The 21,143-nt window shown below is 38.8% G+C and carries 24 protein-coding genes; 16 read left to right on the forward strand and 8 right to left on the reverse strand.

Annotation, left to right across the window (positions count from 1 at the left end; translation table 11 throughout):
- Positions 1-50 precede the first annotated feature (50 nt).
- Together ACQY77_RS06460 and ACQY77_RS06465 are read left to right on the forward strand one after the other, a co-directional pair.
- Positions 51-827 carry a DUF2625 domain-containing protein gene (locus ACQY77_RS06460; protein ID WP_421938800.1) on the forward strand — a complete coding sequence of 259 codons (777 nt, stop codon included), beginning with the start codon at positions 51-53 and terminating at the stop codon, positions 825-827.
- Between the two features lie 21 nt (positions 828-848).
- Complete coding sequence (locus ACQY77_RS06465) at positions 849-1,313, forward strand: DinB family protein (RefSeq protein WP_421938799.1); 465 nt, start codon at positions 849-851, stop codon at positions 1,311-1,313.
- A gap of 16 nt (positions 1,314-1,329) precedes the next feature.
- Here the strand turns inward: ACQY77_RS06465 and ACQY77_RS06470 are convergent, their stop codons facing one another.
- Positions 1,330-1,668, reverse strand: a complete 339-nt coding sequence (locus tag ACQY77_RS06470) for an MmcQ/YjbR family DNA-binding protein (protein ID WP_421938798.1) — start codon at positions 1,666-1,668, stop codon at positions 1,330-1,332.
- 393 nt (positions 1,669-2,061) lie between these two features.
- Here ACQY77_RS06470 and mnmD point away from each other — a divergent pair, with 393 nt between their 5' ends.
- Both mnmD and ACQY77_RS06480 read left to right on the forward strand, forming a co-directional pair.
- Positions 2,062-2,724 carry a tRNA (5-methylaminomethyl-2-thiouridine)(34)-methyltransferase MnmD gene (gene mnmD / locus ACQY77_RS06475; RefSeq protein WP_421938797.1) on the forward strand — a complete coding sequence of 221 codons (663 nt, stop codon included), beginning with the start codon at positions 2,062-2,064 and terminating at the stop codon, positions 2,722-2,724.
- 227 nt (positions 2,725-2,951) lie between these two features.
- Positions 2,952-3,899, forward strand: a complete 948-nt coding sequence (locus ACQY77_RS06480) for an aldo/keto reductase (RefSeq protein WP_421938796.1) — start codon at positions 2,952-2,954, stop codon at positions 3,897-3,899.
- A gap of 217 nt (positions 3,900-4,116) precedes the next feature.
- Here the strand turns inward: ACQY77_RS06480 and ACQY77_RS06485 are convergent, their stop codons facing one another.
- Positions 4,117-4,335: a hypothetical protein gene (locus ACQY77_RS06485; RefSeq protein WP_421938795.1), complete on the reverse strand. Its 219-nt coding sequence runs from the start codon at positions 4,333-4,335 to the stop codon at positions 4,117-4,119.
- A gap of 336 nt (positions 4,336-4,671) precedes the next feature.
- On the opposite strand from ACQY77_RS06485, the gene ACQY77_RS06490 reads away from it, so the two are divergent.
- From ACQY77_RS06490 to mazG, 4 genes are read left to right on the forward strand one after another with little or no spacing between them, the layout of a single operon-like run.
- On the forward strand, positions 4,672-5,781 hold the full coding sequence (locus ACQY77_RS06490) for an AI-2E family transporter (protein ID WP_421938794.1): 1,110 nt from the start codon (positions 4,672-4,674) through the stop codon (positions 5,779-5,781).
- Between the two features lies 1 nt (position 5,782).
- The gene (locus ACQY77_RS06495; RefSeq protein WP_421938793.1) at positions 5,783-6,079 is read left to right on the forward strand and encodes a hypothetical protein; all 297 of its coding nucleotides are present in this window, start codon (positions 5,783-5,785) and stop codon (positions 6,077-6,079) included.
- Between the two features lie 18 nt (positions 6,080-6,097).
- Entirely contained in the window at positions 6,098-6,547 is a 450-nt protein-coding gene (locus ACQY77_RS06500; protein ID WP_421938792.1) for a hypothetical protein, read from the forward strand.
- A gap of 24 nt (positions 6,548-6,571) precedes the next feature.
- A complete protein-coding gene (mazG, locus tag ACQY77_RS06505) occupies positions 6,572-7,378 on the forward strand; it encodes a nucleoside triphosphate pyrophosphohydrolase (protein WP_421938791.1) in 807 nt (268 codons plus the stop codon).
- 53 nt (positions 7,379-7,431) lie between these two features.
- On the opposite strand, the gene ACQY77_RS06510 is transcribed toward mazG, so the two are convergent.
- Positions 7,432-7,812 carry a YchJ family protein gene (locus ACQY77_RS06510; RefSeq protein ID WP_421938790.1) on the reverse strand — a complete coding sequence of 127 codons (381 nt, stop codon included), beginning with the start codon at positions 7,810-7,812 and terminating at the stop codon, positions 7,432-7,434.
- 75 nt (positions 7,813-7,887) lie between these two features.
- Between ACQY77_RS06510 and ACQY77_RS06515 the strand changes: the two genes are divergently transcribed.
- Together ACQY77_RS06515 and ACQY77_RS06520 are read left to right on the forward strand one after the other, a co-directional pair.
- The gene (locus ACQY77_RS06515) at positions 7,888-8,688 is read left to right on the forward strand and encodes a tRNA pseudouridine synthase A (RefSeq protein ID WP_421938789.1); all 801 of its coding nucleotides are present in this window, start codon (positions 7,888-7,890) and stop codon (positions 8,686-8,688) included.
- A gap of 76 nt (positions 8,689-8,764) precedes the next feature.
- Entirely contained in the window at positions 8,765-9,205 is a 441-nt protein-coding gene (locus ACQY77_RS06520; protein ID WP_421938788.1) for a hypothetical protein, read from the forward strand.
- A 10-nt stretch (positions 9,206-9,215) separates the two neighbouring features.
- On the opposite strand, the gene ACQY77_RS06525 is transcribed toward ACQY77_RS06520, so the two are convergent.
- Positions 9,216-10,436 carry an ABC transporter permease gene (locus ACQY77_RS06525; protein WP_421938787.1) on the reverse strand — a complete coding sequence of 407 codons (1,221 nt, stop codon included), beginning with the start codon at positions 10,434-10,436 and terminating at the stop codon, positions 9,216-9,218.
- 150 nt (positions 10,437-10,586) lie between these two features.
- On the opposite strand from ACQY77_RS06525, the gene ACQY77_RS06530 reads away from it, so the two are divergent.
- On the forward strand, positions 10,587-11,864 hold the full coding sequence (locus ACQY77_RS06530; RefSeq protein ID WP_421938786.1) for an exo-beta-N-acetylmuramidase NamZ family protein: 1,278 nt from the start codon (positions 10,587-10,589) through the stop codon (positions 11,862-11,864).
- A 219-nt stretch (positions 11,865-12,083) separates the two neighbouring features.
- Positions 12,084-12,290 carry a hypothetical protein gene (locus ACQY77_RS06535; protein ID WP_421938785.1) on the forward strand — a complete coding sequence of 69 codons (207 nt, stop codon included), beginning with the start codon at positions 12,084-12,086 and terminating at the stop codon, positions 12,288-12,290.
- A gap of 2 nt (positions 12,291-12,292) precedes the next feature.
- Here ACQY77_RS06535 and ACQY77_RS06540 read toward each other — a convergent pair whose 3' ends face one another.
- Both ACQY77_RS06540 and ACQY77_RS06545 read right to left on the reverse strand, forming a co-directional pair.
- Positions 12,293-14,140, reverse strand: a complete 1,848-nt coding sequence (locus ACQY77_RS06540; protein ID WP_421938784.1) for a PAS domain-containing sensor histidine kinase — start codon at positions 14,138-14,140, stop codon at positions 12,293-12,295.
- A gap of 24 nt (positions 14,141-14,164) precedes the next feature.
- Positions 14,165-15,208: a DNA topoisomerase IB gene (locus ACQY77_RS06545; RefSeq protein ID WP_421938783.1), complete on the reverse strand. Its 1,044-nt coding sequence runs from the start codon at positions 15,206-15,208 to the stop codon at positions 14,165-14,167.
- A 137-nt stretch (positions 15,209-15,345) separates the two neighbouring features.
- Here ACQY77_RS06545 and fmt point away from each other — a divergent pair, with 137 nt between their 5' ends.
- On the forward strand, positions 15,346-16,254 hold the full coding sequence (gene fmt / locus ACQY77_RS06550; protein ID WP_421938782.1) for a methionyl-tRNA formyltransferase: 909 nt from the start codon (positions 15,346-15,348) through the stop codon (positions 16,252-16,254).
- 23 nt (positions 16,255-16,277) lie between these two features.
- Here fmt and ACQY77_RS06555 read toward each other — a convergent pair whose 3' ends face one another.
- Positions 16,278-17,117 carry an aminotransferase class IV gene (locus tag ACQY77_RS06555; protein WP_421938781.1) on the reverse strand — a complete coding sequence of 280 codons (840 nt, stop codon included), beginning with the start codon at positions 17,115-17,117 and terminating at the stop codon, positions 16,278-16,280.
- A 3-nt stretch (positions 17,118-17,120) separates the two neighbouring features.
- Positions 17,121-18,149 carry an RluA family pseudouridine synthase gene (locus ACQY77_RS06560; protein ID WP_421938780.1) on the reverse strand — a complete coding sequence of 343 codons (1,029 nt, stop codon included), beginning with the start codon at positions 18,147-18,149 and terminating at the stop codon, positions 17,121-17,123.
- Positions 18,150-18,251: 102 nt separating this feature from the next.
- Here ACQY77_RS06560 and ACQY77_RS06565 point away from each other — a divergent pair, with 102 nt between their 5' ends.
- The 3 genes from ACQY77_RS06565 to ACQY77_RS06575 all read left to right on the forward strand — a co-directional run bounded on the left by ACQY77_RS06565 (position 18,252) and on the right by ACQY77_RS06575 (position 21,143).
- Complete coding sequence (locus tag ACQY77_RS06565) at positions 18,252-19,280, forward strand: DUF6588 family protein (protein ID WP_421938779.1); 1,029 nt, start codon at positions 18,252-18,254, stop codon at positions 19,278-19,280.
- A 54-nt stretch (positions 19,281-19,334) separates the two neighbouring features.
- On the forward strand, positions 19,335-20,219 hold the full coding sequence (locus tag ACQY77_RS06570; protein ID WP_421938778.1) for a 1-aminocyclopropane-1-carboxylate deaminase/D-cysteine desulfhydrase: 885 nt from the start codon (positions 19,335-19,337) through the stop codon (positions 20,217-20,219).
- A 63-nt stretch (positions 20,220-20,282) separates the two neighbouring features.
- Positions 20,283-21,143 (forward strand): hypothetical protein, encoded by an 861-nt coding sequence (locus tag ACQY77_RS06575; RefSeq protein ID WP_421938777.1) that lies wholly within the window; start codon positions 20,283-20,285, stop codon positions 21,141-21,143.

A 21,143-nucleotide genomic window follows, 5' to 3' on the forward strand; every position in this document is an offset into this window, starting at 1 on the left:
CCACAATTATTAATTATCATTCTATATTTGAAAAAATAAGCAGTTCTTCCATGAGAATCATCACTAAAACACTCGCCCTTATTGGCCTTGGCCTATTATCTGCAACCGGTTATGCACAGAACCAGATGCAGCCTGTAGAAGAGCTCATTAACAAAACAGATCCGGCCTGGCCACTGGTTAAGAAATGGATCGATTCTGCCAAAAATAAAGTTGAAGTTTTAGAATTAGATTCTGCTAAGGCGAAAGAGGCTTTATATAATGCACAGGTATCTACTTATTCTACATTAGGTTCTATCATTTACAATACGGGTGGAATTATGGTAGATAACGGATGGATCAGGATATTAGGATCAGGAAGCACTAAGCTTAATCGTTCTGTACCTGAATGGAACAAAGGAAAAACAATAAAAGAATACGGTGATAAGCCAGATTACCTTTTAATAGCAGACGATGCCGCTGGTGGCTTTTTTGCTATAAATTATGGGGCTTTTGGCGCTGATCTGAAGAATGTTTATTACCTCGCGCCCAATAGCTTAAACTGGGAGCCGCTCGGTGCAGGATACAGTGAGTTCATTTTGTTTTGCTTTGACAGCGATTTATCTAAATTCTACAAAGGTTTAAGATGGAGCTCCTGGGATCAGTTTATAGCCAATTTAGACGGCAACAAATCTTACAGTTTCAGACCTTATCTATGGGCCAAAGAAGGAACAGATATTGAAAAATGTACCCGGAAACTGGTTACTACAGAAGAATTATTCAAATTCAATATCAGCAAACAAAAAGAATTGCAAGCAGCTGCATCAGATAAAAAAAGTGAAAAACAATAAAGCCTTGCAACATAAAAAAACATGCAAAATATATCGTCTACCATAGAACAAATCAAAACCACCAGAACCTATCTGTTAGAACTCATTAAAGACCTCAGTATAGATCAACTAAACAAAGTTCCAACGGGTTTTAACAATAATATCATCTGGAATATTGCCCACCTTACTGCTGCGCAACAAGGTTTATGTTATTTCAGATCAGGTTTGGATTTTCCTGTTGACATTCAATACATTAAACCCTATAGCGTGGGCACCAAACCAGAAACTTTTGTAACTGCTGCAACATTTGCAACGATTAAAGAATTGATGTTTAGCAGCTTGGACCAACTTTTAGCTGATTACAATAAGCGAATTTTTAAAACTTATACGCCGGTAACCACACGGTATAATGTAGAAATTTCTAACATAGATGAAGCCATAAACTTTTTACCCTTTCATGAAGGTTTGCATCAGGGATACATTTTGGCACTTAAACGCCTGGTATAGCATCTAAATCAGGCAACTATGCGTATTTGGCCTGTGTTTTCTTAGATAATTTGCTTAAAACCATTGCCCTCGAATCAGCTACGCGCTGCCTGAGCTCTGTGTCATTAAAAACCTCTAAATTATCCACCAATATCCACTGACGTTTAGCCATGTGCCTGGCTTGCTGAATGCCATCACGGGCAGCCAGTTGATCGAATTCTTCAGGATTACACTTGATAGAAAAACTATTCCCTTCCTCTATCGCAATGATCACGTATATTTTTTCTTCAATCATAAAACACAAATGTTCCCACTTCATTCCTTCGGTTGTTCCTGGTAAACTGAGGCAGTATTCTCTAAATGATTCTATATCCATGATGAAATTATGATTAGACGAAGGTAAGGAAAAATAGTGTGGAGTTCATAGTTTGGAGCCTGGAGTCGGTTTTTGAAAAGTCGGAAGTCGGAAAGTCGGAGGTCCGAGGATATTGAGTCTAAACCGAAACTATTCAATCATCTGGAGAGGGTTTATAAAAAATAATCAGCGAACAAGTCAGGGGTCGGAAAGTCGGAGGTCCGAGGATATTGAGTTTGAACTTGTCCATTCACTCAAATGGAAGGCATTGTTAAAAAAGATTAATGAAAAACCTCGGAGGTCAGAAGACATCCAACCTAAATCCTCAAATGCTAAGCCCCAACCTATGAATGTCTTTAAAGTCTCAGTAAAAAAATGATCAAGCTCTAAAATTAATAGTAATTTCGCAAGCATATGAACATCATTACCCAAACTGCAGACGGCTCTAATACACTTTATAATGAAAGCATTGGAGAGCACTATCACAGTAAACACGGTGCTTTACAAGAAAGTAAACATGTTTTTATCGAGGCGGGTTTAAAGTTTGCCAGTGCAGATTGTTCAGAAATATCAGTTCTTGAAGTGGGATTTGGTACAGGGCTGAACTTTATATTAAGTTTAGAATATTGCGAAAATAACAACGTACAACTCAATTACACCAGTATAGAAGCTTTCCCTTTAGCTATTGACATCATTGAGCAAACCGGATACTCAGCCTATGTTCCGGCTAACATTTGGGGCAACTTCATCGATCATTATGAACAGGCCTTAACAATACCTCAAAACATTGGCAACCATTGCAAATTGGGAATCCCACATACTACGTTGGCCGCTTTTTCAAGCGATCAAAAATTTGATGTACTGTATTATGATGCCTTTTCCGTTCAACACCAGCCTGAAATGTGGAGCGATGAAATGATTGGTCATGCTTGTAGCTTTATAAAACCAGGTGGCACCTTTGTAACTTATGCCATTACCGGAAAGCTAAAGCGAGCAGTTAAGGCAAACGGATTTACCATAGAAAAACTCCCTGGCGCACCCGGTAAAAGAGAAATGCTTCGTGCAATAAAAGGTTAACTCTATTGTGCCTTCTAAGTGATACAACTGATATGTTCCTGAATATCTGATGTGGATTAATATTTGAATGAGACTTCAACTCTCGTAATCCAGCTTTCGCACTAAGAAGTTTTAAAGAATCTAAGCTTCGGTTTTAATAAAAACTAATAACAAACTGACAAAAATTCGACAGCTCCGGCAAACTGCTTTCCCCAAGTTTTGTTTGGTTAGTATTAATCATTCATATCATGGAAAAAAGAATTTTAGGCAAGTCAGACCTTAATATAGTACCTATTGTTTTCGGAGGCAATGTTTTTGGCTGGACGATAGATGAGCAAAAATCATTTGAAATATTAGATCATTTTGTAGCTAGTGGTTTTAATTGTATAGATACTGCAGATGTTTATTCGAGATGGAAACCAGGTAACCAGGGTGGTGAATCTGAAACCATCATTGGAAGCTGGTTGAAAAAACAGAGCAAAAGACATGATGTGATTATTGCAACCAAGGTGGGTTCAGATATGGGAAAAGGCAAATCACTCAGAAAAGATTACATCATTAATGAAGTAGAACACTCCTTATCCCGACTACAAACTGATTATATCGACCTGTATTTTTCCCATTATGATGATGAAAGTACACCTGTTGAAGAAGCCTTAAGTGCATACGATGAATTAATTAAAGCTGGAAAAGTACGCTGGATTGGGGCTTCCAATTTCTCTCCTGAACGTTTGAAAGAGTCTTTAATCTCCTCCAATGAGAATAATCTGCCGCGTTACCAGGTTTATCAACCGGGTTATAATTTATACGACAGGGCAGGTTTTGAAACCGATCATGAAAAAATTTGCCTCGAACATGATTTAGGCGTGGTTTCATATTATTCTTTGGCCAGTGGTTTTTTAACAGGAAAGTACAGAACTGAAGATGATTTGAATAAGAGCCAACGTGGTGCTGGTGTAAAAAAATACCTTAACGAAAGAGGTTTTAGAATTTTAGATGCACTGGACCAAATTGCAGATCAGCATCATACCGAACCTGCTGCAGTTGCCTTGGCCTGGTTAATCTATCATCCATCAATTACAGCACCTATTGCCAGTGTAACTGATTTAGCACAACTGAAGTCTTTTACTGATGCCCTAAACTTGCAGCTAAGCGCTCATGATATCTCGCTATTGGATAAAGCCAGTATCTATTAAAAATATGTAAATACCTCAAATCCTGTTATCTGTATAGCGATAACAGGATTTGCTAAAAAAATAATAAACAGGCTTCACTGATCATGAGCAATACGGCTCAACTACGATATTACTACAGTATTACTATGACGTATGCACGACTAGCATACGGCTCATCTATGGCTGATCCATGATTCAGCAACGAGATTACTGGAAATAAGGCTGATCTTTAAAAGCCCTAAGCTCTCAGTACAAGTTTTTCGAAATCCTGCTTGTCCTCGTGCTTTAAGAAAAGTGTCATGGGTTCATTGAGGTTCTGAAATCTGCGTTCAAACTCCCTTGATAATTTTTGAATATCAACATCCTTATTGAGGATAACTGTTAATGCTTCTGCATTGCCCCTAACCTCGATGATTTTATCAGGATAAAGTTCTTTAAGTTCATGTGGGAATTCCATATGTATCAAACGTTTAAAACAGTAGAAAGTTTTCAGACTTAAGATAATAAAAAAAGGTTACAACACTCGCTGTCGTAACCTTTTTATCTAAATTAACGCTCTCAATCTTATAGATTGTTGCAAGGCTCTCACCCCTTGCTTAGATCAAATATAGAATTAATATTTATTTAAAATATATTTAAAAAATAATAATTGATATAAATCATGCTTTTTTGTTAATCCTTAAATAAAGGATACATTTTTACTGAGCCAATATCTATTTAAAATATTCTGCTATATTTAGGTGCCGGTGAAACATTTAGCCAGGCATTTTGTATTTAACAGGATTAAAAATATATGAAAGAAAAACTCTCATTTCTCCCAAAATTGGCGCTTGTATTATTCTGTTTAATCAGCCTTACCTACATTGCTATTTTAGGTCAGTCGTTACTGGCCCCTTTACTTTTCTCTTTCCTAATGGCCTTGTTGCTATTACCGGTGGCCAATTTTTTAGAACAGCGGCTTAAATTTAAACGAAGCCTTTCAACCCTGGTATCTGTAATTTTAATGATTTTAGTAGTAGGTGGCATTATCTACTTCTTCGGCAACCAACTTAGCGACTTATGGGCCGATTGGCCTTTACTAAAAGAGAAAGCAAATGTTTCCTATCATGAGCTCCAGCATTGGATTTCGAGTACCTTTGGTGTGAACTCTCAAAAACAATTAGACTACCTGAATGACAGTACCGAGAAAGCCCTTGCAACAAGTGCAGCTATCGTAGCAACCACATTGGCTACTTTATCTTCTACATTGTTGTTTTTGGGTTTTACGCTTTTATTCACCTTCTTCCTCATCAATTACCGCCGCATTCTGTTTACTTTTTTAACCTCGGTATTTAGAGAAGAACATAAAGAGAAAGTGGCGGAGATTGTGAGCCAGATTCAGGTAATAATTAAAAAATATATCATTGGTCTTTTTCTGCAGATGTTGATTGTAACCATTCTCATGATTACTGTGTTGAGCATTGCTGGTGTGAAATATGCCGTGTTGCTAGGACTGGTGGCCGGAATTTTCAATGTTGTACCTTACTTAGGCATCTTCTTCGCCTTGTTGGTAAGCTGCTTAATAACATTTGCTACAGCAGGTGCAGCTAAAGTATTATTGGTACTGGTAATCTTTGTAGGCGTACATGCTGTTGACGGTAATGTACTCATGCCGCTGGTAGTGGGTTCTAAGGTTAAAATTAATGCTTTGGTTGCCTTTATTGGAATAGTTGTGGGTGAAATGATCTGGGGCATATCGGGCATGTTTTTATGTATCCCCTACTTAGCCATGCTTAAAATTATTTTCGACAGAATTGAAAACCTTAAGCCCTGGGGCATACTAATGGGAGAAGAACATAAGCCCGAAAAGAAAAAAAGGGTTTATCGGATTACCAAGAAAATCAAACTCGAAGAAAAGGATTAGCATGTCTGAAAAAAGAGCCCCCCATATTTTAAGTACTTCTGCCAATTTACTGGGGATATGTTTTATCGTACTCACCTCTTTAAAAAAATTTAACCTTGCTGATGGTTCATTGATTGATGAATTTGCAGTACTGGCCGTGATTATTTTTATGACAAGTTGTATTTTATCCTTTATTTCGATGAGACAGACTACGAAAACCAGCCAGCGACTGGAACAGGCAGCAGATTTTATTTTCCTGTCGGGATTAATTGTGTTGTTCCTGGCAACGCTGTTAATTGCCTTTAATTTGATAAAATAATTTATTGCATTTGATCCTATGAAACCGCTGTTTGTATTACTGATCACATTTGTATTGCTTGTTGGCTTTAACCGCTATCTTGAAGCAGAAGAGAATCACATCTTCGCAGGAAATATTGCAATGGGTGTTATGCTACTGTTTACTGCAATGGGGCATTTTAAGTTTAAAACTTCGATGGCGGCAATGGTTCCGTTGTTTATCCCCAAAAAAGTAGAAATTATTGTATTTACTGGTATTTTAGAAATCCTTTTAGCCATTGGCCTGGGTATTCCGGCTATCCGTTATCCGGTTGGAATTGTATTAATTCTATTTCTGCTGGCCATTTTACCTGCTAATATTTATGCGGCAAAACACCGCATCAATTATGAAGATTTATATAAACCGGGACCGGGATTAAAATATTTGTGGTTCAGGGTTCCCTTTCAATTTTTTTTAATAGCATGGGTTTGGTATTTTAGCCTCCGATAATTATTCACAAAAGAAGATTAAGCGATGCCTAACAATCCAATCCCAGCTACTGCCCACAATCCTGCCGATGCCTTTTTACGTCTGCTTAATGTTTTAGATACGCTTAGAACACAGTGCCCATGGGATAAAAAACAGACGATGGAAACCCTTCGTCACCTAACCATAGAAGAAACTTATGAGCTTTCTGACGCCATTTTAGATGGAGACATCCAGGAAGTAAAAAAGGAATTGGGTGATTTAATGATGCACCTGGTTTTTTATACAAAAATTGCCTCAGAGACCAATCAATTCAACATTGTAGATGTTTTAAACGGCGTATGTGATAAACTCGTTAATCGCCATCCACATATTTACGGTGATGTTGAAGTTCAGAATGAAGAGGATGTAAAGCGCAATTGGGAGCAGATTAAACTTAAAGAAGGCAATAAATCGGTATTAGCAGGCGTTCCTTCATCCCTTCCTGCACTGGTTAAGGCATCCAGGATACAGGAAAAAGCACGTGGTGTAGGTTTCGATTGGGAAGATAAAAAACAAGTATGGGAAAAAGTTGAAGAAGAACTACAGGAATTTAAAACCGAATTTAATGTTTCAGATAATACGGCAATCGATGTAGAAAAAGCAGAATCTGAATTTGGCGATGTACTGTTCTCACTTATTAACTACGCCCGCTTCATCAATATCAATCCGGAAAATGCTTTAGAAAAAACGAACAAAAAATTTATTAAACGCTTTCAGTACCTGGAAAGTAAAGCGCAAGAGAATGGGAAGGCCTTAGCCGATATGACTTTAGCCGAAATGGACATTTATTGGAACGAAGCGAAAAAACTTTAAATTCACACCATCACCTTTGGCCCCTACCCAGGTACCAAACTACAACGTACTATTTAATAAAACTTACCATCCACATAAAACCATTTCCCTTCTTCCTTTTTAAAATTCGATCTTTCATGCAATACTTCTGTATCTAAGGATCTACCCAGGTAATACGCTTTAAATTCAACCACATCTACGGCGGCAAAAATGATTTCTAATTTAAGCCAGGTTGTGTTTTGGGCACTGCTGAGGTATCCTTCTTTGGTTACATTTTTTCGGGTACTCTTATGGGTTGTTTCATACAGGTAATCGGCATCCTGAACCACAAAAGCTGCGTATCTCGAACGCATTAAAGCTTCTGCTGTTGGTGCTGGTTGCGCATTTTGATGATAAGGCTGGCAGCAGTTTAGGTAAACCAATCCGCTTCCGCAAGGACAAATAGTTCTATTCATATTATTCACAGGAAAGCAAAAATAGTATTTAATATTTCCTATGCTAAAATTTCCGTAAAATTGCAGTCCAAAATAATGAGATATTTCTTCCACATTGCCTATCAGGGCCAGCATTACAACGGCTGGCAAAAACAACCCGGAGCCATAAGCGTTCAAGCAGCCATTGAAAATGCCCTTTTCAAAATTTTTAAGTTTCCTGTTCCGATTATTGGTTGTGGAAGAACAGACGCGCATGTACATGCCAGTCAGTTTTTTTTTCATGCTGATTTAGAAACAGACTTTGATTTTGATCTGCGTTACAGACTGAACAAAGCCCTCCCACAAAACATTGCCATATTCGACATTATCAAAATGGAAGGTCTACCACATGCACGTTTTGATGCTGTCCAAAGAAAATACGATTACTTTATCCATACGTACAAAGATCCTTTTCTCAATCATCAAAGTTCCTTTTACCTGGAGCCTAAGCTCGATTTTGATAAAATGAAGGCTGCAGTTAACCTTCTACCCCAGTACAAAGATTACAGGGCTTTCTGTACGCAACCCAATAAATATGAACATACCATCTGCAATGTAATGGAGGCCGATTTGTTTGTTAATGCCGCCGGCGATCGCATAAGATTCCACATTGCCAGTAATCGTTTTTTAAGCAAAATGATTAGGATCTTAATGGGGAAAATTTTAAAAGTCGGAAAATCTGAGCTGAGTCTGGATGAATTTGAAAGTTATTTCATGAGTTTGGAAACTCCCGCAAGCCTAGATCCTGCCTATCCAACAGGCTTGTATTTATCTAAAGTAACCTACCCTTACCTTAACCTTCAGCCCCGAACAGAATTTTTATCTGCCATGCAGGGTACAGCATGGCAATCCATCTAAATTAAAATTAATAATCTTAATAGGTTAATTATACTTAATTTTGTAGCGTTTCTAAATTATCTCACGTTTAATTAGTATGAAAACAACTATTTTAACACTCTTAATCGCCATTACATTGTTTTTTGGCTGCGAAAAATCAAGTACGGTTACTATCATTGAGGATGGATCCTACTCAGGTACATTAACCATCAAGAATGACATCAACACTTATTCTGAAACCATTCCGGTAACACTTTCTTTAGAACAGGGTAAATTTCTGATTAGCCTCAGTTCAAATGCAAAGCCAACCGGAGGAAATGGGACATTCGCCATTAAAGATGGTGTTGCCACGTTCGACGATCGAAATGTGTGGACAGCAGATTTTGACTGGAGCAGGATATTAAACGGAGATTATGATTTGGAGTTTGGTACTGGCAAACTGGTTTTAACCAAACGCCTTACACCTACTCATGATGCTGGTCCGGCTACACACTACACGCAAATTTCTTATCAGTACGTACTAACAAGGGATAAATAGGTTTTGGTACTTATTTAAACCTGATTGCCCGTAATGGGGAAACCTTACTGATGAGTAAAGAAGGAATAATGAGTACCAATAAACAAACCACCGCTGTAATTACGTTAAGCAACAACACATCTATAAAGTGAAACTCAATTGGCGCGTATGCTAAAAAATACGATGACTGGTTAAGCTTGAAGATGTGTGTTGCCTGCTGAAGGAAGCCCAATCCCAAACCCAGAATATTGCCTAAAAGGAGCCCAATGCCTATTAAGTAAGCAGCATTGAAGAGAAATACCTTCATTATACTCCAGTTGCTCGCGCCGAAAGCTTTGAGCATCCCAATCATATTGGTTCTTTCCAAAATCATGATGAGGAGGGCCGTTACCATATTGATTACGCCAACAATTAGCATTAAAATCAGGATCACCTTAGTATTTACATCTAAGAGCCCCAGCCAGGTAAAAATATTGGGAAAGTTTTCTCTTATAGAAAAAGACCTTAAATTTCGGGGTAGCTGATCATAAATTTCATCTGCAACAGGTTTTAGCTGATTAAAATTCTTTATTCTGATCTCTATTCCACCAATTTCGTTCGGTTTCCAGTTATTTAAACGCTTAATGATATTCAGGTTTCCTAATACGAAGCCTTTGTCTATATCTTCAACCCCAATATCGTAAATCCCTACAATTTTAAACTTACGCGGGCGCAATTGATTCTGAACAAAATACATGATAAAATCATCGCCGGTTTTAAGCTTTAAACGCTTCGCAGTATAATTAGAAATCAATAGCTCTTGCATGGCCGCAGCACTATCTGCAAAATTGATAATCGTTCCGCTAATGATGTGTTTTTCAATATAATCCCATCGGTAGGTTTTATCGATCCCCTTAAAGTTAATGCCCTCAATCTCATTATTTGCTGATATGATGGCCGGTTTTGTTGCAAAAGGATAGAAAAAATCGATATGCTGATTTTTCTTGAGCTGGTTAATGGTTTCAGTATCCAGCGAAAATGGCGAATGTTCGAACGAGTTATTCAAGTCAAAACGAGTGATCTGAACATCGCCCAGGTAGCCGCGTACTTTATCCTGAATTTCGGTTTTAAATCCCTTAATGATAGCAATAGAGAGAATCATCACTGCAAGGCTTAACATTACACCTGCTATAGCAATGCGTACGATCAACTTGGAAAAGGTTCGTTCAGATTTAATGGCTATACGCCCGGCTATGAAATATTCGAAATTCAATTTGATAATTTTACTAACTTAGCAAAAATGCTTATTTCCTTTTATATTAAGGCATTTTTTGAAAATAATCCCAGCTGTTTACCAAATATAAAATATGGCGAAATTGTTTTCATCATAAATTGCAAAACATCAGTTAACTACAACAAAACTATGAAAAAGTACATCAGCCTTGCTTTAACCTGCTTAATTGCTGTGTCGGCTTGCGGACAGGGGCCAAAATCTTCAACAGACGAAACTGGAATAGTAAAAGCTACTGAAAGCAAAACAATTGATCAGGGAGAAAAACCATATGTTTATCAAAATGCTATTAAAACAGGTGCAGAACAAACCGAAAAGTACCTTCCACTTTTAAAAGGCAAACGCGTTGGCATGGTGGTTAACCCCACTTCAATTATTGGAAAAGAAACTACTGTAGATAGCCTGTTAAAGGTTGGTGTTAAAATTCAGAAAATATTTGGCCCGGAACATGGATTTAGAGGAAATGCAAGTGCAGGCGTACATGTTAACGATGATGTGGATGCCAAAACAGGAATAAAAGCAGTGTCGTTGTATGGTAAACACAGTACACCTACAGCGGAAGATCTGGCAGACATTGATATCATGATTTTTGATATTCAAGATGTAGGTGTTCGTTTCTACACCTATATCAATACGCTTCAACATGTTATGGAGGCTTGTGCTGTAAATAATAAAGAAGTTTTAATATTAGACCGTCCTAATCCGAACGGCTATTTAATTGATGGGCCTATCCTTGATCCACAATTTAAGTCGGGTATCGGCATTCAGCCCATTCCCATTGCACATGGCTTAACCGTAGGTGAATATGCACAAATGTTAAATGGTGAAGGTTGGTTAAAGGATAAAGTGAAGTGCAAAATCAATATCATCAAAGTGGCTAATTACAACCACGATATGGAGTATACGCTTCCTGTAAAGCCCTCTCCAAACTTGAATACACAACAATCCATCATGCTTTATCCGGCAACCTGTTTGTTTGAAGGAACCTACTTAAATCATGGTAGGGGTACCATGTTTCCTTTTACGGTTGTGGGTGCGCCTTACTTAAAGGGAAAGTTTGATTTTAGCTTCACCCCTAAAAGCATCAAAGGTATGTCGGAAACTCCCCTCTTCCAGGATCAGGTATGCTATGGTTTAGATTTAAGAAATTACGACATTGCAAAGCTCAGAAAAGCAAAGGCCATTAATCTAAGCTGGATAATTGAACTGTATAAAGCCTCGCCCAAAAAAGCCGACTTTTTCAACAGTAAACTGAGCAAAGAAATGGGTACTATCGAAAGACTGGTTGGTGTTGCAGATTTCAGACAACAAATTATTGAAGGGAAATCAGAAGCTGAAATCAGAGCAAGCTGGCAACCCGGTTTGAATGCATACAAAACGATGCGCAAGAAGTACTTACTTTATAAATAATGAGAGAATGAGTGAATGAGTGAATTATAGAATGAGAGAATGAGAGAAGGGTTGAATGATTGAATAATCAGGCATTTTAAACATTCTCTCATTCAAAACCCACTTATTCAATAATTAATGATAATCGTGCTCAGAAAACAAAACCCTGATTTCTGATGTTCTAATTGCGAATGGGCTTCAAATCAGTCATTCAAAATTCATTCATTTAATCATTCAGATATGAGCGGACCAAAAGTTAAGAGCGATAAACCAGGGAGTAATTACGAGAAGGAAATACCGGAAGGCAGGGAACCTGTTGATCATAAAACAGTAAGAAAGCCTAACGACAGCCTCCCGAATAAACCACCTAAAGCCAAAAATCCTGCCCAGCAAAGGGAGCAGGAAGAACAACCGGTGCATCCCATTAAAAAAGCGCCGAAAGAATAGCATTACAGCTTAAGTGCGAAGAAGAAAGTAGCGCCCTCTCCTTCTTCGCTTTCTACCCATATTCTACCGCCTTCATTTTTAATAATTTCTGCAGAAATATAAAGACCTAAGCCCAGGCCGGGATAAGTGTGTTGCAGTTTCCCGCTTACACGATAAAACTGATCAAACACCAGGTGCTGCAGGTGTTTGGAAATCCCTATCCCATAGTCTTTCACACTTAGGATCACTTCATTATCCGCTAAAACAGACTTGACTTCTATGTGTTCAGAGTCGGTAGAATACTTGATGGCATTGGTAAGAAAATTAACTATTACCTGCCCAATCCGCTCACGATCAGCAAATACTTTGGTATTTGCATTCAAATCCATCAAAATCTGATGTTTGGAGGTTGTATGCTGTATCTCTTCAACCATCTCTAAAACCAGGCCATCAAATTCAAAGTCGGAAGGATTAAAGGTCATTTTACCAGATTGGATTTTGGTTACATCTAATAAATCTCCTATTAACCCCGTAAGGCGGTTAATTTGAATATCCATACGTTTTACCATTTCGGCTTTGCGTTGGTCGCCTTCATTTCTGATCATCTTTTCGAGCACCTGCGCATAGGCTTTGATGCTGGTAACAGGTGTTTTAAGTTCATGACTGGCAATCCCCAGGAACTCATCCTTTTGCTGCTGTAGCTGCACTTGTTTAGTTACATCTATAGCGGCATGCAGCACCCCGTAGGTTTCGCCATGTACATTACGCAGTGGCTTATAGGTAAAACTGAACCAGCTTTTTTTCCATTCACCATCAACCATTAATACGGCTTCCTCCTGATCGGCATGATAGGCTGTTCCGGTTTTGATAACCCCCTGTAATAAAGGAATAAAGGGCTGACCCAGCAACTCTGGGATGGCTTCAGCAATGGGCTTTCCAATCACCGACTCGTCTTTCCCCCATAGCTTAAGCATTTCCTGATTGGCGAGTTTAATCACAATATCTTCTGTCTCGTAAAGTGCAGTTGGCATCGGATTATCTAAAACCAATCTTCTAAACCGTTCCTCGCTTTGTGTCACTTCATTCCGGTACCTTACCTGGTTCGTAACTTCATTGGCAACAACCATTATACCGCTTACCTGATGATTGTTGTCTCTTATAGGATCATAAACATAGTTAAAATAGCAATCTTCCAAAATACCTTTACGTTCCAGCCTGGCTAATGCTTCGTAGCCATAATGGGCAACTCCGGTTTCATAAACCCCTTTTAATAAATCTGGAAAAGGTTGGTCTTTGATCTCAGGCAAGCCTTCCAGCAGTTCTAGCCCGATAACGTCTTCTGTCTTCCCCCAAATCTTCAATATGGCAGCATTGGCCTGTTCAATGATAAAATTCGGGCCTCTTAAAACCCCAATGGCCACTGGTGCCTCTTTAATCATCTTCCTGAAAAGCGCCTCACTTTCTTTCACTTTCAGCCTTGCGTTAACCAGTTCAGTTACATCTGTTGCATTATTCAGGATAGCCCAAACTTTCCCATTGCTATCTTTTAGGGGTTTATAAATAAAATCAAAATAGTAAGTCTGCAAAACTCCCTTATTGGTTAAATGAACCTTATCTTCTTTAGCGATGTACGGAACACCAGTTTGGTAAACTTCATTTAGTAGCTGGAGAAAAGGTTGCTCCTTTAGTTCAGGGAGCGCATCTGCCAGTTTTTTTCCGATTACAGATTCATCTCTACCCCAGGCATTAAGTATGGCTTTATTAGCCACTCGGATTAACATTTCCGCTCCAACATATAATGCTATTGGCATTGGAGACTCTTCAATTAGTGTAGCAAATATGGTAGAATTCTCTTCTATGATTTGTGACATAAGGAATTAAAGGACAAATATAATTTAGCTTTGCGTTGATTTCAGAAAGGATAATAAAATTTTTTCTTCGTCCTGAAGACCAGCACCCGCACGGGAATTGGTTTTATTCATTTTCTTCAAGAATTTATCCAACTTATTTTCCTCATATGCATTCAACAATAAAGGATATACGTAAGAACTCTTACATACAGCTCTCGTATTGCCTAATTTTTTTGCTACACAATCTAAAACGTTTACAATCATCTTCTTTGTGTTTAATTCCTGGCCATCATCTGCCTGGCAAAGGGCAAATTGGCGGAGTGCTTCCAGCGTCCCACCCCAGGTTCTAAAATCTTTGGCCGTAAAATCATCGCCGGTAATCTCTTTGATATAATTATTGATTTTCCCAGAATCAATGCTTCGGTGATCGTTATCTTTGGTGTAGAATTGAAAGAGGTCCTGACCCGGAATATCACGGCATTTCTTTACCAATTTTGCAAGGCTACGATCATTTAGCTCTACTTTTTGTTTCACGCCTTTTTTACCCACAAAATCCATTTCAATTTTGCTGCCGTTTATTTTAACATGTTTATCCCGCAAAGTAGTAAGGCCAAAAGAGCCATACAGCTGTTTATAGTTTTCATTTCCTACACGAATCAGGGTTTTCTGTAATACATCTACACAAATGGCCAATACCTTTCGTTCATCAAAATCTTTTCGTCTGAGATCTTTTGCCAGTTGCTTTCTGGCTTCCGGGAGTGCTTTTCCAAACTCCAGCAATCTAAAATATTTATGATCTGACCGTCTGCTGGTCCATTTAGCATGATATTTATATTGTTTCCTGCCAGCGGCATCATTTCCGGTTACCTGCAGGTAAGCATTGGGTTTATTTGCAATCCACACGTTCTGCCAGGCTGGGGGGATAACCAGGGCTTTTATCCGCTCAAGGTGTTTTTCATCAGTAACCCGGTTACCGTTGCTATCTTCATAATAGAATTTCCCCGGTTTACCTTTACGATAAATTCCAGGCATGGAATCGGTTACATAAACCAATCCACTTGCTTTAACCACATCTTTACCTTGTACCATTTTTATCTATAAAGGATGACTTTATTTTTAGTTATTTTGCAAAACTATAGGGCTGCTATAACGTTAATTTACAGGCGTTGTCTCGAACAGAAATTAATTGTAGCCTATAATAACGATTAAAACAAAAACACACTTTTATGAAAATAGTTTTCATGGGTACGCCCGATTTTGCCGTTGCCAGTTTAGATGCCATTGTTAAAGCCAATTACGATGTTGTTGCAGTGGTAACTGCGCCTGATAAACCCGCAGGACGCGGTCAGAAATTAGCCGAAAGTGCCGTTAAAAAATATGCCCTTGCAAATCAGATCCCCGTACTTCAGCCCGAAAAACTAAAAAGTCCTGAATTTATTGAAGCCCTAAAATCTTATCAAGCCGACTTACAGGTAGTTGTAGCGTTCAGGATGCTACCAGAAGTGGTATGGAACATGCCACCAAAAGGCACCATTAATTTACATGGCTCTTTACTACCGCATTACAGAGGCGCTGCTCCTATCAATCATGCCATCATTAACGGCGAAAAAGAAAGTGGTGTTACTACCTTTTTTTTAAAGCACGAAATTGACACAGGTGATGTAATCATGGCAGAAAAAACAGCCATTGAGCACGATGATACTGCAGGAGATCTTCACGACAAGTTGATGAATATAGGCGCTGGGCTTATTGTTAAAACCTTAGATGCAATTGCCAGCGGAAGCGTAACCGAACAGCCACAACCCATGAGTGATGATTTAAAACACGCACCAAAGATTTTTAAAGAAGATTGCAAAATAGACTGGAACAAACCGGCAGAACAGATTTACAATTTAATCAGGGGTTTAAGTCCCTATCCTACCGCATTTACTTTTTTAAATGATAAAACACTAAAACTTTTTAAAGCAGAGGTTGAAGAGAAAGAACCGGGCATAGCAGCAGGAGGATTTTTAACAGATGGCAAAACTTATTTAAAGTTTGCGGCTAAAGATGGCTTCATAAAACTGCTGGATATCCAGTACGAAGGTAAAAAGAGAATGCTGATTGAAGATTTTTTAAGGGGAATGCGCTTATAAATTATAAGTGAGTTGAATAGTCGTTACAGACTATTCAACTTATCTGATAAATACTTAGAAACCTCATTAAAATATCGTTTACGACCATATCCCATTACCCACTGAATACCTTGCGTGGCGTTTGTGATAAATACCTCTTCTGCTTCTTTTAATATCTCGGGACTAATTTGTGCTTCAATTAACGGAATATCGTTCATCTTCGCCAGTTGCATTACCGCTGTACGCATCACTCCGCTAACACAACCTTCAGTTAAAGCGGGTGTATATACCTGTTTGTTATAAACTACAAAAACATTTGCACTGATGCTTTCACACAAAAAACCGTTTTGATTTAAAATCATGGCTTCATCCAGACGATTATGACTTTTAAACAAGCCGGCCATTACATACAGTAAGGCATTGGAAGTTTTATAATTAGATAACTTGTTAACAGGCTTGGTCATCTCATCAAAAACATCGATGATTAAACCTTTGCTGTTCAGTTCGTACTGGGTACTTTTTAATGGAATTCCTTCTAAAACATAGCCAGCCTTATTAATTTCGGGTGTGTAAACACCAGCGCCCTGGCGGTAAACAGATAGGCGGAAACGGACATGACCATTCCAGCGGTTACGCTTAACCAAATCAGCTGTTTTTTGGCGGATGAAATAATCATCCATCAAAGCATGGCCATCAATCTTAAGCGCCTTCATTCCGGCAACAAGCCTGTCTGCATGTAAATCGGCAAACTGAAGCTTGTGGTTAATCATCCGCATACTTTCAAAAAGACCATCGCCAAATTTGAAGCTACGGTTCGAAGCAGATAGTATCGGTGTATCTACCGCATGAAATTCATCATTAAATAAGAGGTAATGTTGAGACATATTTTATGATGTAGCGGTATAATTTTCCCATTTAGTTAATGCTGCTTTAAAATCTTCGGGCAAGGCAGCTTCGAAATGCATATATTGTTTAGTTGTGGGATGTATAAAACCTAATGTTTGCGCATGCAATGCTTGTCTTGGCAACAGGTCAAAGCAATTATCAACAAACTGTTTGTATTTGTTAAACGTTGTTCCTTTCAAAATCTTATCTCCACCATACATGGCATCATTAAAAAGCGGGTGACCAATGTGTTGCATATGCGCCCTGATTTGATGTGTACGGCCGGTTTCCAATTGACAGCTAATCAAAGTTACGTAGCCCAACCTTTTCAAAACAGTATAATGTGTTACTGACCATTTGCCTTTTTCTTCATCATCATAAATATCCATTACTCTTCGGTCTTTAACACTTCTACCGATATAACCAGTAACCGTGCCATCATTTTCCAGATCTCCCCAAACCAGGGCAATATATTTACGGGTAATGCTGTGATCGAAAAACTGCTTCGCTAAATGCGTAATGGATCTTTCATTTTTACTGATTAAAAGTAACCCCGAAGTATCTTTATCTATCCGGTGTACCAATCCTGGTCTGCCATCATTACCTGGAAGTTGCGGCAGTTGTTCAAAATGAAAAGCTAAAGCATTTACCAAAGTTCCGGTGTAATTGTTAAAGCCAGGATGCACAACCATTCCAGCAGCTTTATTTACCACTAAAAGATCATCGTCTTCATAGATAATATCAATAGGGATGTCTTCCGGATAAACTTCAGTATCTCTCGGTGGATGAGGCAAAACGATAGAAATCTCGTCATAAGGTTTTACTTTATAACTCGATTTAACTGTTTTCTGATTAACCAGTACATTGCCGGCGTCAATGGCATTTTGAATGCGGTTACGGGAGGCATTCTCTACACGGTGCATCAAGAATTTATCAATGCGAAGCAACGATTGCCCCTTATCAACAATGATCTTTAAATGTTCATATAAATCCTGCTCTTCTGATTCCTGTAATTCGACCGCATTTTCCATGCTGCAAAAATAAACTTTTACCAATAAGATTTGTTTAATTGATAAGCGAATTAAAAAAACAGCATTATCTTTATTTAATTTAATATCCCCTAAAATTAAAATATGAAGAAATTTTACGCTGCAAGGCCTTTATTAGGCTTATTATTTGTCTTTTCGGTTGGAACTGTAAAGGCACAACAAGATGTTGGTGACCTCTTTGTGTCGGGCCCTGCCGATGCCACCAAATTGGTAAATGCTTACTTCGATCCACTTTACAAAGGTTTAGGCGTTGGTTTATCTGACGGCTGGAATAATACAGCCAGATCCAAAGGCTTATTTAAATTTGATGTACGTGTTTCAGCTTCAGCCGCTTTTGTACCCCAATCGGCCAGGAGCTATGATGTAAATGCACTAGGGCTTAGCAATATCAAACCTGCTGCAGGTTCATCTTCTATTGGCCCTACCGCTTTCGGAGCCGACGAAGAAGGAGGAAGAATGCAGGTATATACGAGTTCAGGTGTGCCTACCGGTAAGTTTTTTAATCTGCCTCAGGGAGTTGGGTTCCATGTGGTGCCATCTGCACAAATACAGGCCACTTTGGGCCTGCCCAAAAATATCGACGTTTCCTTAAGGGCCATGCCTAAAATTAAACTGGGCAGCGATTTAGGAAGCTTATCCATGATTGGTTTTGGTGCCAAAGTAGAATTACTACCGCTTTTTATGGGCAATTCAGAGCGCCTGGTTCCGGTAGATATTGCTATTGCAGGTGGTTATACGCAGTACAAATACAACCTTCCTTTAAATATCGATAATACTGCAAACTCTGATCAGCGCATTGATGCCAAATTTAGCGGTGTAAACTTCGATGCAATTGTTTCCAAGAAGATTATGTTTTTCACACCATTTGCAAGTGTTGGTTATCAAACCAGCAAAACCGATTTAAAGGCTTTAGGAACCTACAGTTTTGCAACCAGCGCCACCACTTCTGCAACCTATACGGATCCGATTGCGGTAAAACAAACCGATGTTGATGGTTTGAGGGGAAGTATTGGCTTTCAACTTAAATTTGGATTCTTTAAATTTTATGGCTCGTATACCGCGGCCAAATACAGCATGGTTAATGCTGGTATTGGTTTAGGTATAGGCCAATAATAAAATCATTGATAAAAAACACCTGTATATTCCAGGTGTTTTTTATTTTTACAGGTGTTCGAAACCTTAAACAGCCCTGTTCAAAAAATAAACTTCGCCCCGTTTTCCAATCTTTGGGTAAAACGTGATGACCTGATAGACCCTTATATTTCTGGTAATAAATGGCGGAAACTTAAATATATATTGGCAGATGCCTCTTCTAAAGGTAAAACACACTTAGTAACCTTTGGCGGGGCCTTTTCTAACCACCTGGTTGCAACCGCAGCAGCAGCGGCGAGGATTAACCTTCAGTCAACTGCCTTTGTTCGAGGTGAAGAGGTAAAAAATGAAATGCTTATGCTCTGCCGTTTATTTGGCATGCGGCTCATTTTCACCGATAGGGAAAGCTATCGAAATAAACCTGCATTGTTTCAACAATATTTTGCCCATGATTTAAGTGCTTTCTTTATTGATGAAGGCGGAGCCTCTGAAGAAGCTACACTTGGCTGTGCCGAAATAATAACGGAGTTAACAAGTCAGTACGATCACATATTCTGCGCAGCTGGCACAGGAACCACTGCAGCGGGCTTATTAAAGGGAATTCAACAAAATGATCTGAACACCCGACTACACATAATTCCAGTATTAAAGGCTGGTGGTTTTATTCATGATGAAATAACCAAATACGTTCCGAACTCGTCCCATTTAACAATACATACCGACTATCACTTTGGCGGTTATGCCAAAACAACACCAGAGTTGATTCAGTTTATCCAAACTTTTACAGCGGGTACAGGGTTGTTAATCGATCCGGTTTATACCGCTAAGATGTTCTACGCAATAGCTGATCTTCAAAAGCAAAACCTAATCGATAAAACAGCTAAAATATTGGCCATACATACTGGTGGTTTATTGGGTATTTTAGGGATGAAGGAAAAATTCTCTTCACTCAACCATTAATGGTTTCTTGAATAAAACATATCGCAATTATGTTAATTTTGGTCCCATTATCATCCTCCAGTTATGCAACGCGATTACAGTTCTATTAGCCCATCGGCAAAAATGCTGCTCTTAACAAAGGGCCTGACCACCATTCCTTTTGTTGCTGATGCTGCAAAATTGATATGGGGTAACGATGCCTTGCTCAAAGCTGCCGAGAATTTAACCGATGAACTCTTCTTAAAAAGATTAATCCACTTTGAAAGCAGGTATTTATCCGTAGACAGCTTACTTTCTGCTTCTGGCTGTTTAAACATCCTCGAAATCTCTTCGGGTTTTTCGTTCAGGGGATTAAATATGTCCACCCATCACGCTAATATCTGCTATAAAGACACGGATTTATCAGAAATAATATCCATCAAAAAAGATTTAACCAATCAACTGATCCGCCAGGAACACTTAAATCTGAGGGGAAGGTTGCATACTGAAAGCCTGAATGCTTTAGATGAACATGCTTTTGCAGCCATGATCGAAAGCATGCCCGCAGGTAGACTGAGTATTGTTAATGAGGGCTTGCTCATGTATCTTAACCAGGATGAAAAAGCCCGGCTTTGCCAATCCATAAGAAAAGCATTACTCCTGAGAGGAGGCTATTGGATTACGGCAGATGTGTATATCAAGAAAGACCTCGAAGAAACCGCTGTCCCTGACGCCTTTAACCAATTTTTAAGTGCCCACCATGTTGAAGAGAATAAGTTCGATAGCTTCGAACAGGCAGAAGCATTCTTTAAAACACAAGGTTTAGCGCTTTCTACAAAGGCCACTTCTGTATGGCATCAGCTATCGGCTGTTAAATATGCGGAGCCTGCCCTATTGAGCAAATGGGTACAACAATCTGCCACGGTAGGCAAAATCAGAGAAACCTGGGCATTGAAGGCAATTTAG

The organism is Pedobacter sp., from assembly GCF_965279535.1.
GTDB lineage: Bacteria > Bacteroidota > Bacteroidia > Sphingobacteriales > Sphingobacteriaceae > Pedobacter.

What these genes read in the sequence shown, in the direction of transcription:
- ACQY77_RS06460 (WP_421938800.1), top strand. Translation starts at nt 51, where the DNA reads ATGAGAATCATCACTAAAACACTCGCCCTTATTGGCCTTGGCCTATTA.
- ACQY77_RS06465 (WP_421938799.1), top strand. Translation starts at nt 849, where the DNA reads ATGCAAAATATATCGTCTACCATAGAACAAATCAAAACCACCAGAACC.
- ACQY77_RS06470 (WP_421938798.1), bottom strand. Translation starts at nt 1,668, where the DNA reads ATGGATATAGAATCATTTAGAGAATACTGCCTCAGTTTACCAGGAACA.
- mnmD (WP_421938797.1), top strand. Translation starts at nt 2,062, where the DNA reads ATGAACATCATTACCCAAACTGCAGACGGCTCTAATACACTTTATAAT.
- ACQY77_RS06480 (WP_421938796.1), top strand. Translation starts at nt 2,952, where the DNA reads ATGGAAAAAAGAATTTTAGGCAAGTCAGACCTTAATATAGTACCTATT.
- ACQY77_RS06485 (WP_421938795.1), bottom strand. Translation starts at nt 4,335, where the DNA reads ATGGAATTCCCACATGAACTTAAAGAACTTTATCCTGATAAAATCATC.
- ACQY77_RS06490 (WP_421938794.1), top strand. Translation starts at nt 4,672, where the DNA reads ATGAAAGAAAAACTCTCATTTCTCCCAAAATTGGCGCTTGTATTATTC.
- ACQY77_RS06495 (WP_421938793.1), top strand. Translation starts at nt 5,783, where the DNA reads ATGTCTGAAAAAAGAGCCCCCCATATTTTAAGTACTTCTGCCAATTTA.
- ACQY77_RS06500 (WP_421938792.1), top strand. Translation starts at nt 6,098, where the DNA reads ATGAAACCGCTGTTTGTATTACTGATCACATTTGTATTGCTTGTTGGC.
- mazG (WP_421938791.1), top strand. Translation starts at nt 6,572, where the DNA reads ATGCCTAACAATCCAATCCCAGCTACTGCCCACAATCCTGCCGATGCC.
- ACQY77_RS06510 (WP_421938790.1), bottom strand. Translation starts at nt 7,812, where the DNA reads ATGAATAGAACTATTTGTCCTTGCGGAAGCGGATTGGTTTACCTAAAC.
- ACQY77_RS06515 (WP_421938789.1), top strand. Translation starts at nt 7,888, where the DNA reads ATGAGATATTTCTTCCACATTGCCTATCAGGGCCAGCATTACAACGGC.
- ACQY77_RS06520 (WP_421938788.1), top strand. Translation starts at nt 8,765, where the DNA reads ATGAAAACAACTATTTTAACACTCTTAATCGCCATTACATTGTTTTTT.
- ACQY77_RS06530 (WP_421938786.1), top strand. Translation starts at nt 10,587, where the DNA reads ATGAAAAAGTACATCAGCCTTGCTTTAACCTGCTTAATTGCTGTGTCG.
- ACQY77_RS06535 (WP_421938785.1), top strand. Translation starts at nt 12,084, where the DNA reads ATGAGCGGACCAAAAGTTAAGAGCGATAAACCAGGGAGTAATTACGAG.
- ACQY77_RS06540 (WP_421938784.1), bottom strand. Translation starts at nt 14,140, where the DNA reads ATGTCACAAATCATAGAAGAGAATTCTACCATATTTGCTACACTAATT.
- ACQY77_RS06545 (WP_421938783.1), bottom strand. Translation starts at nt 15,208, where the DNA reads ATGGTACAAGGTAAAGATGTGGTTAAAGCAAGTGGATTGGTTTATGTA.
- fmt (WP_421938782.1), top strand. Translation starts at nt 15,346, where the DNA reads ATGAAAATAGTTTTCATGGGTACGCCCGATTTTGCCGTTGCCAGTTTA.
- ACQY77_RS06555 (WP_421938781.1), bottom strand. Translation starts at nt 17,117, where the DNA reads ATGTCTCAACATTACCTCTTATTTAATGATGAATTTCATGCGGTAGAT.
- ACQY77_RS06560 (WP_421938780.1), bottom strand. Translation starts at nt 18,149, where the DNA reads ATGGAAAATGCGGTCGAATTACAGGAATCAGAAGAGCAGGATTTATAT.
- ACQY77_RS06565 (WP_421938779.1), top strand. Translation starts at nt 18,252, where the DNA reads ATGAAGAAATTTTACGCTGCAAGGCCTTTATTAGGCTTATTATTTGTC.
- ACQY77_RS06575 (WP_421938777.1), top strand. Translation starts at nt 20,283, where the DNA reads ATGCAACGCGATTACAGTTCTATTAGCCCATCGGCAAAAATGCTGCTC.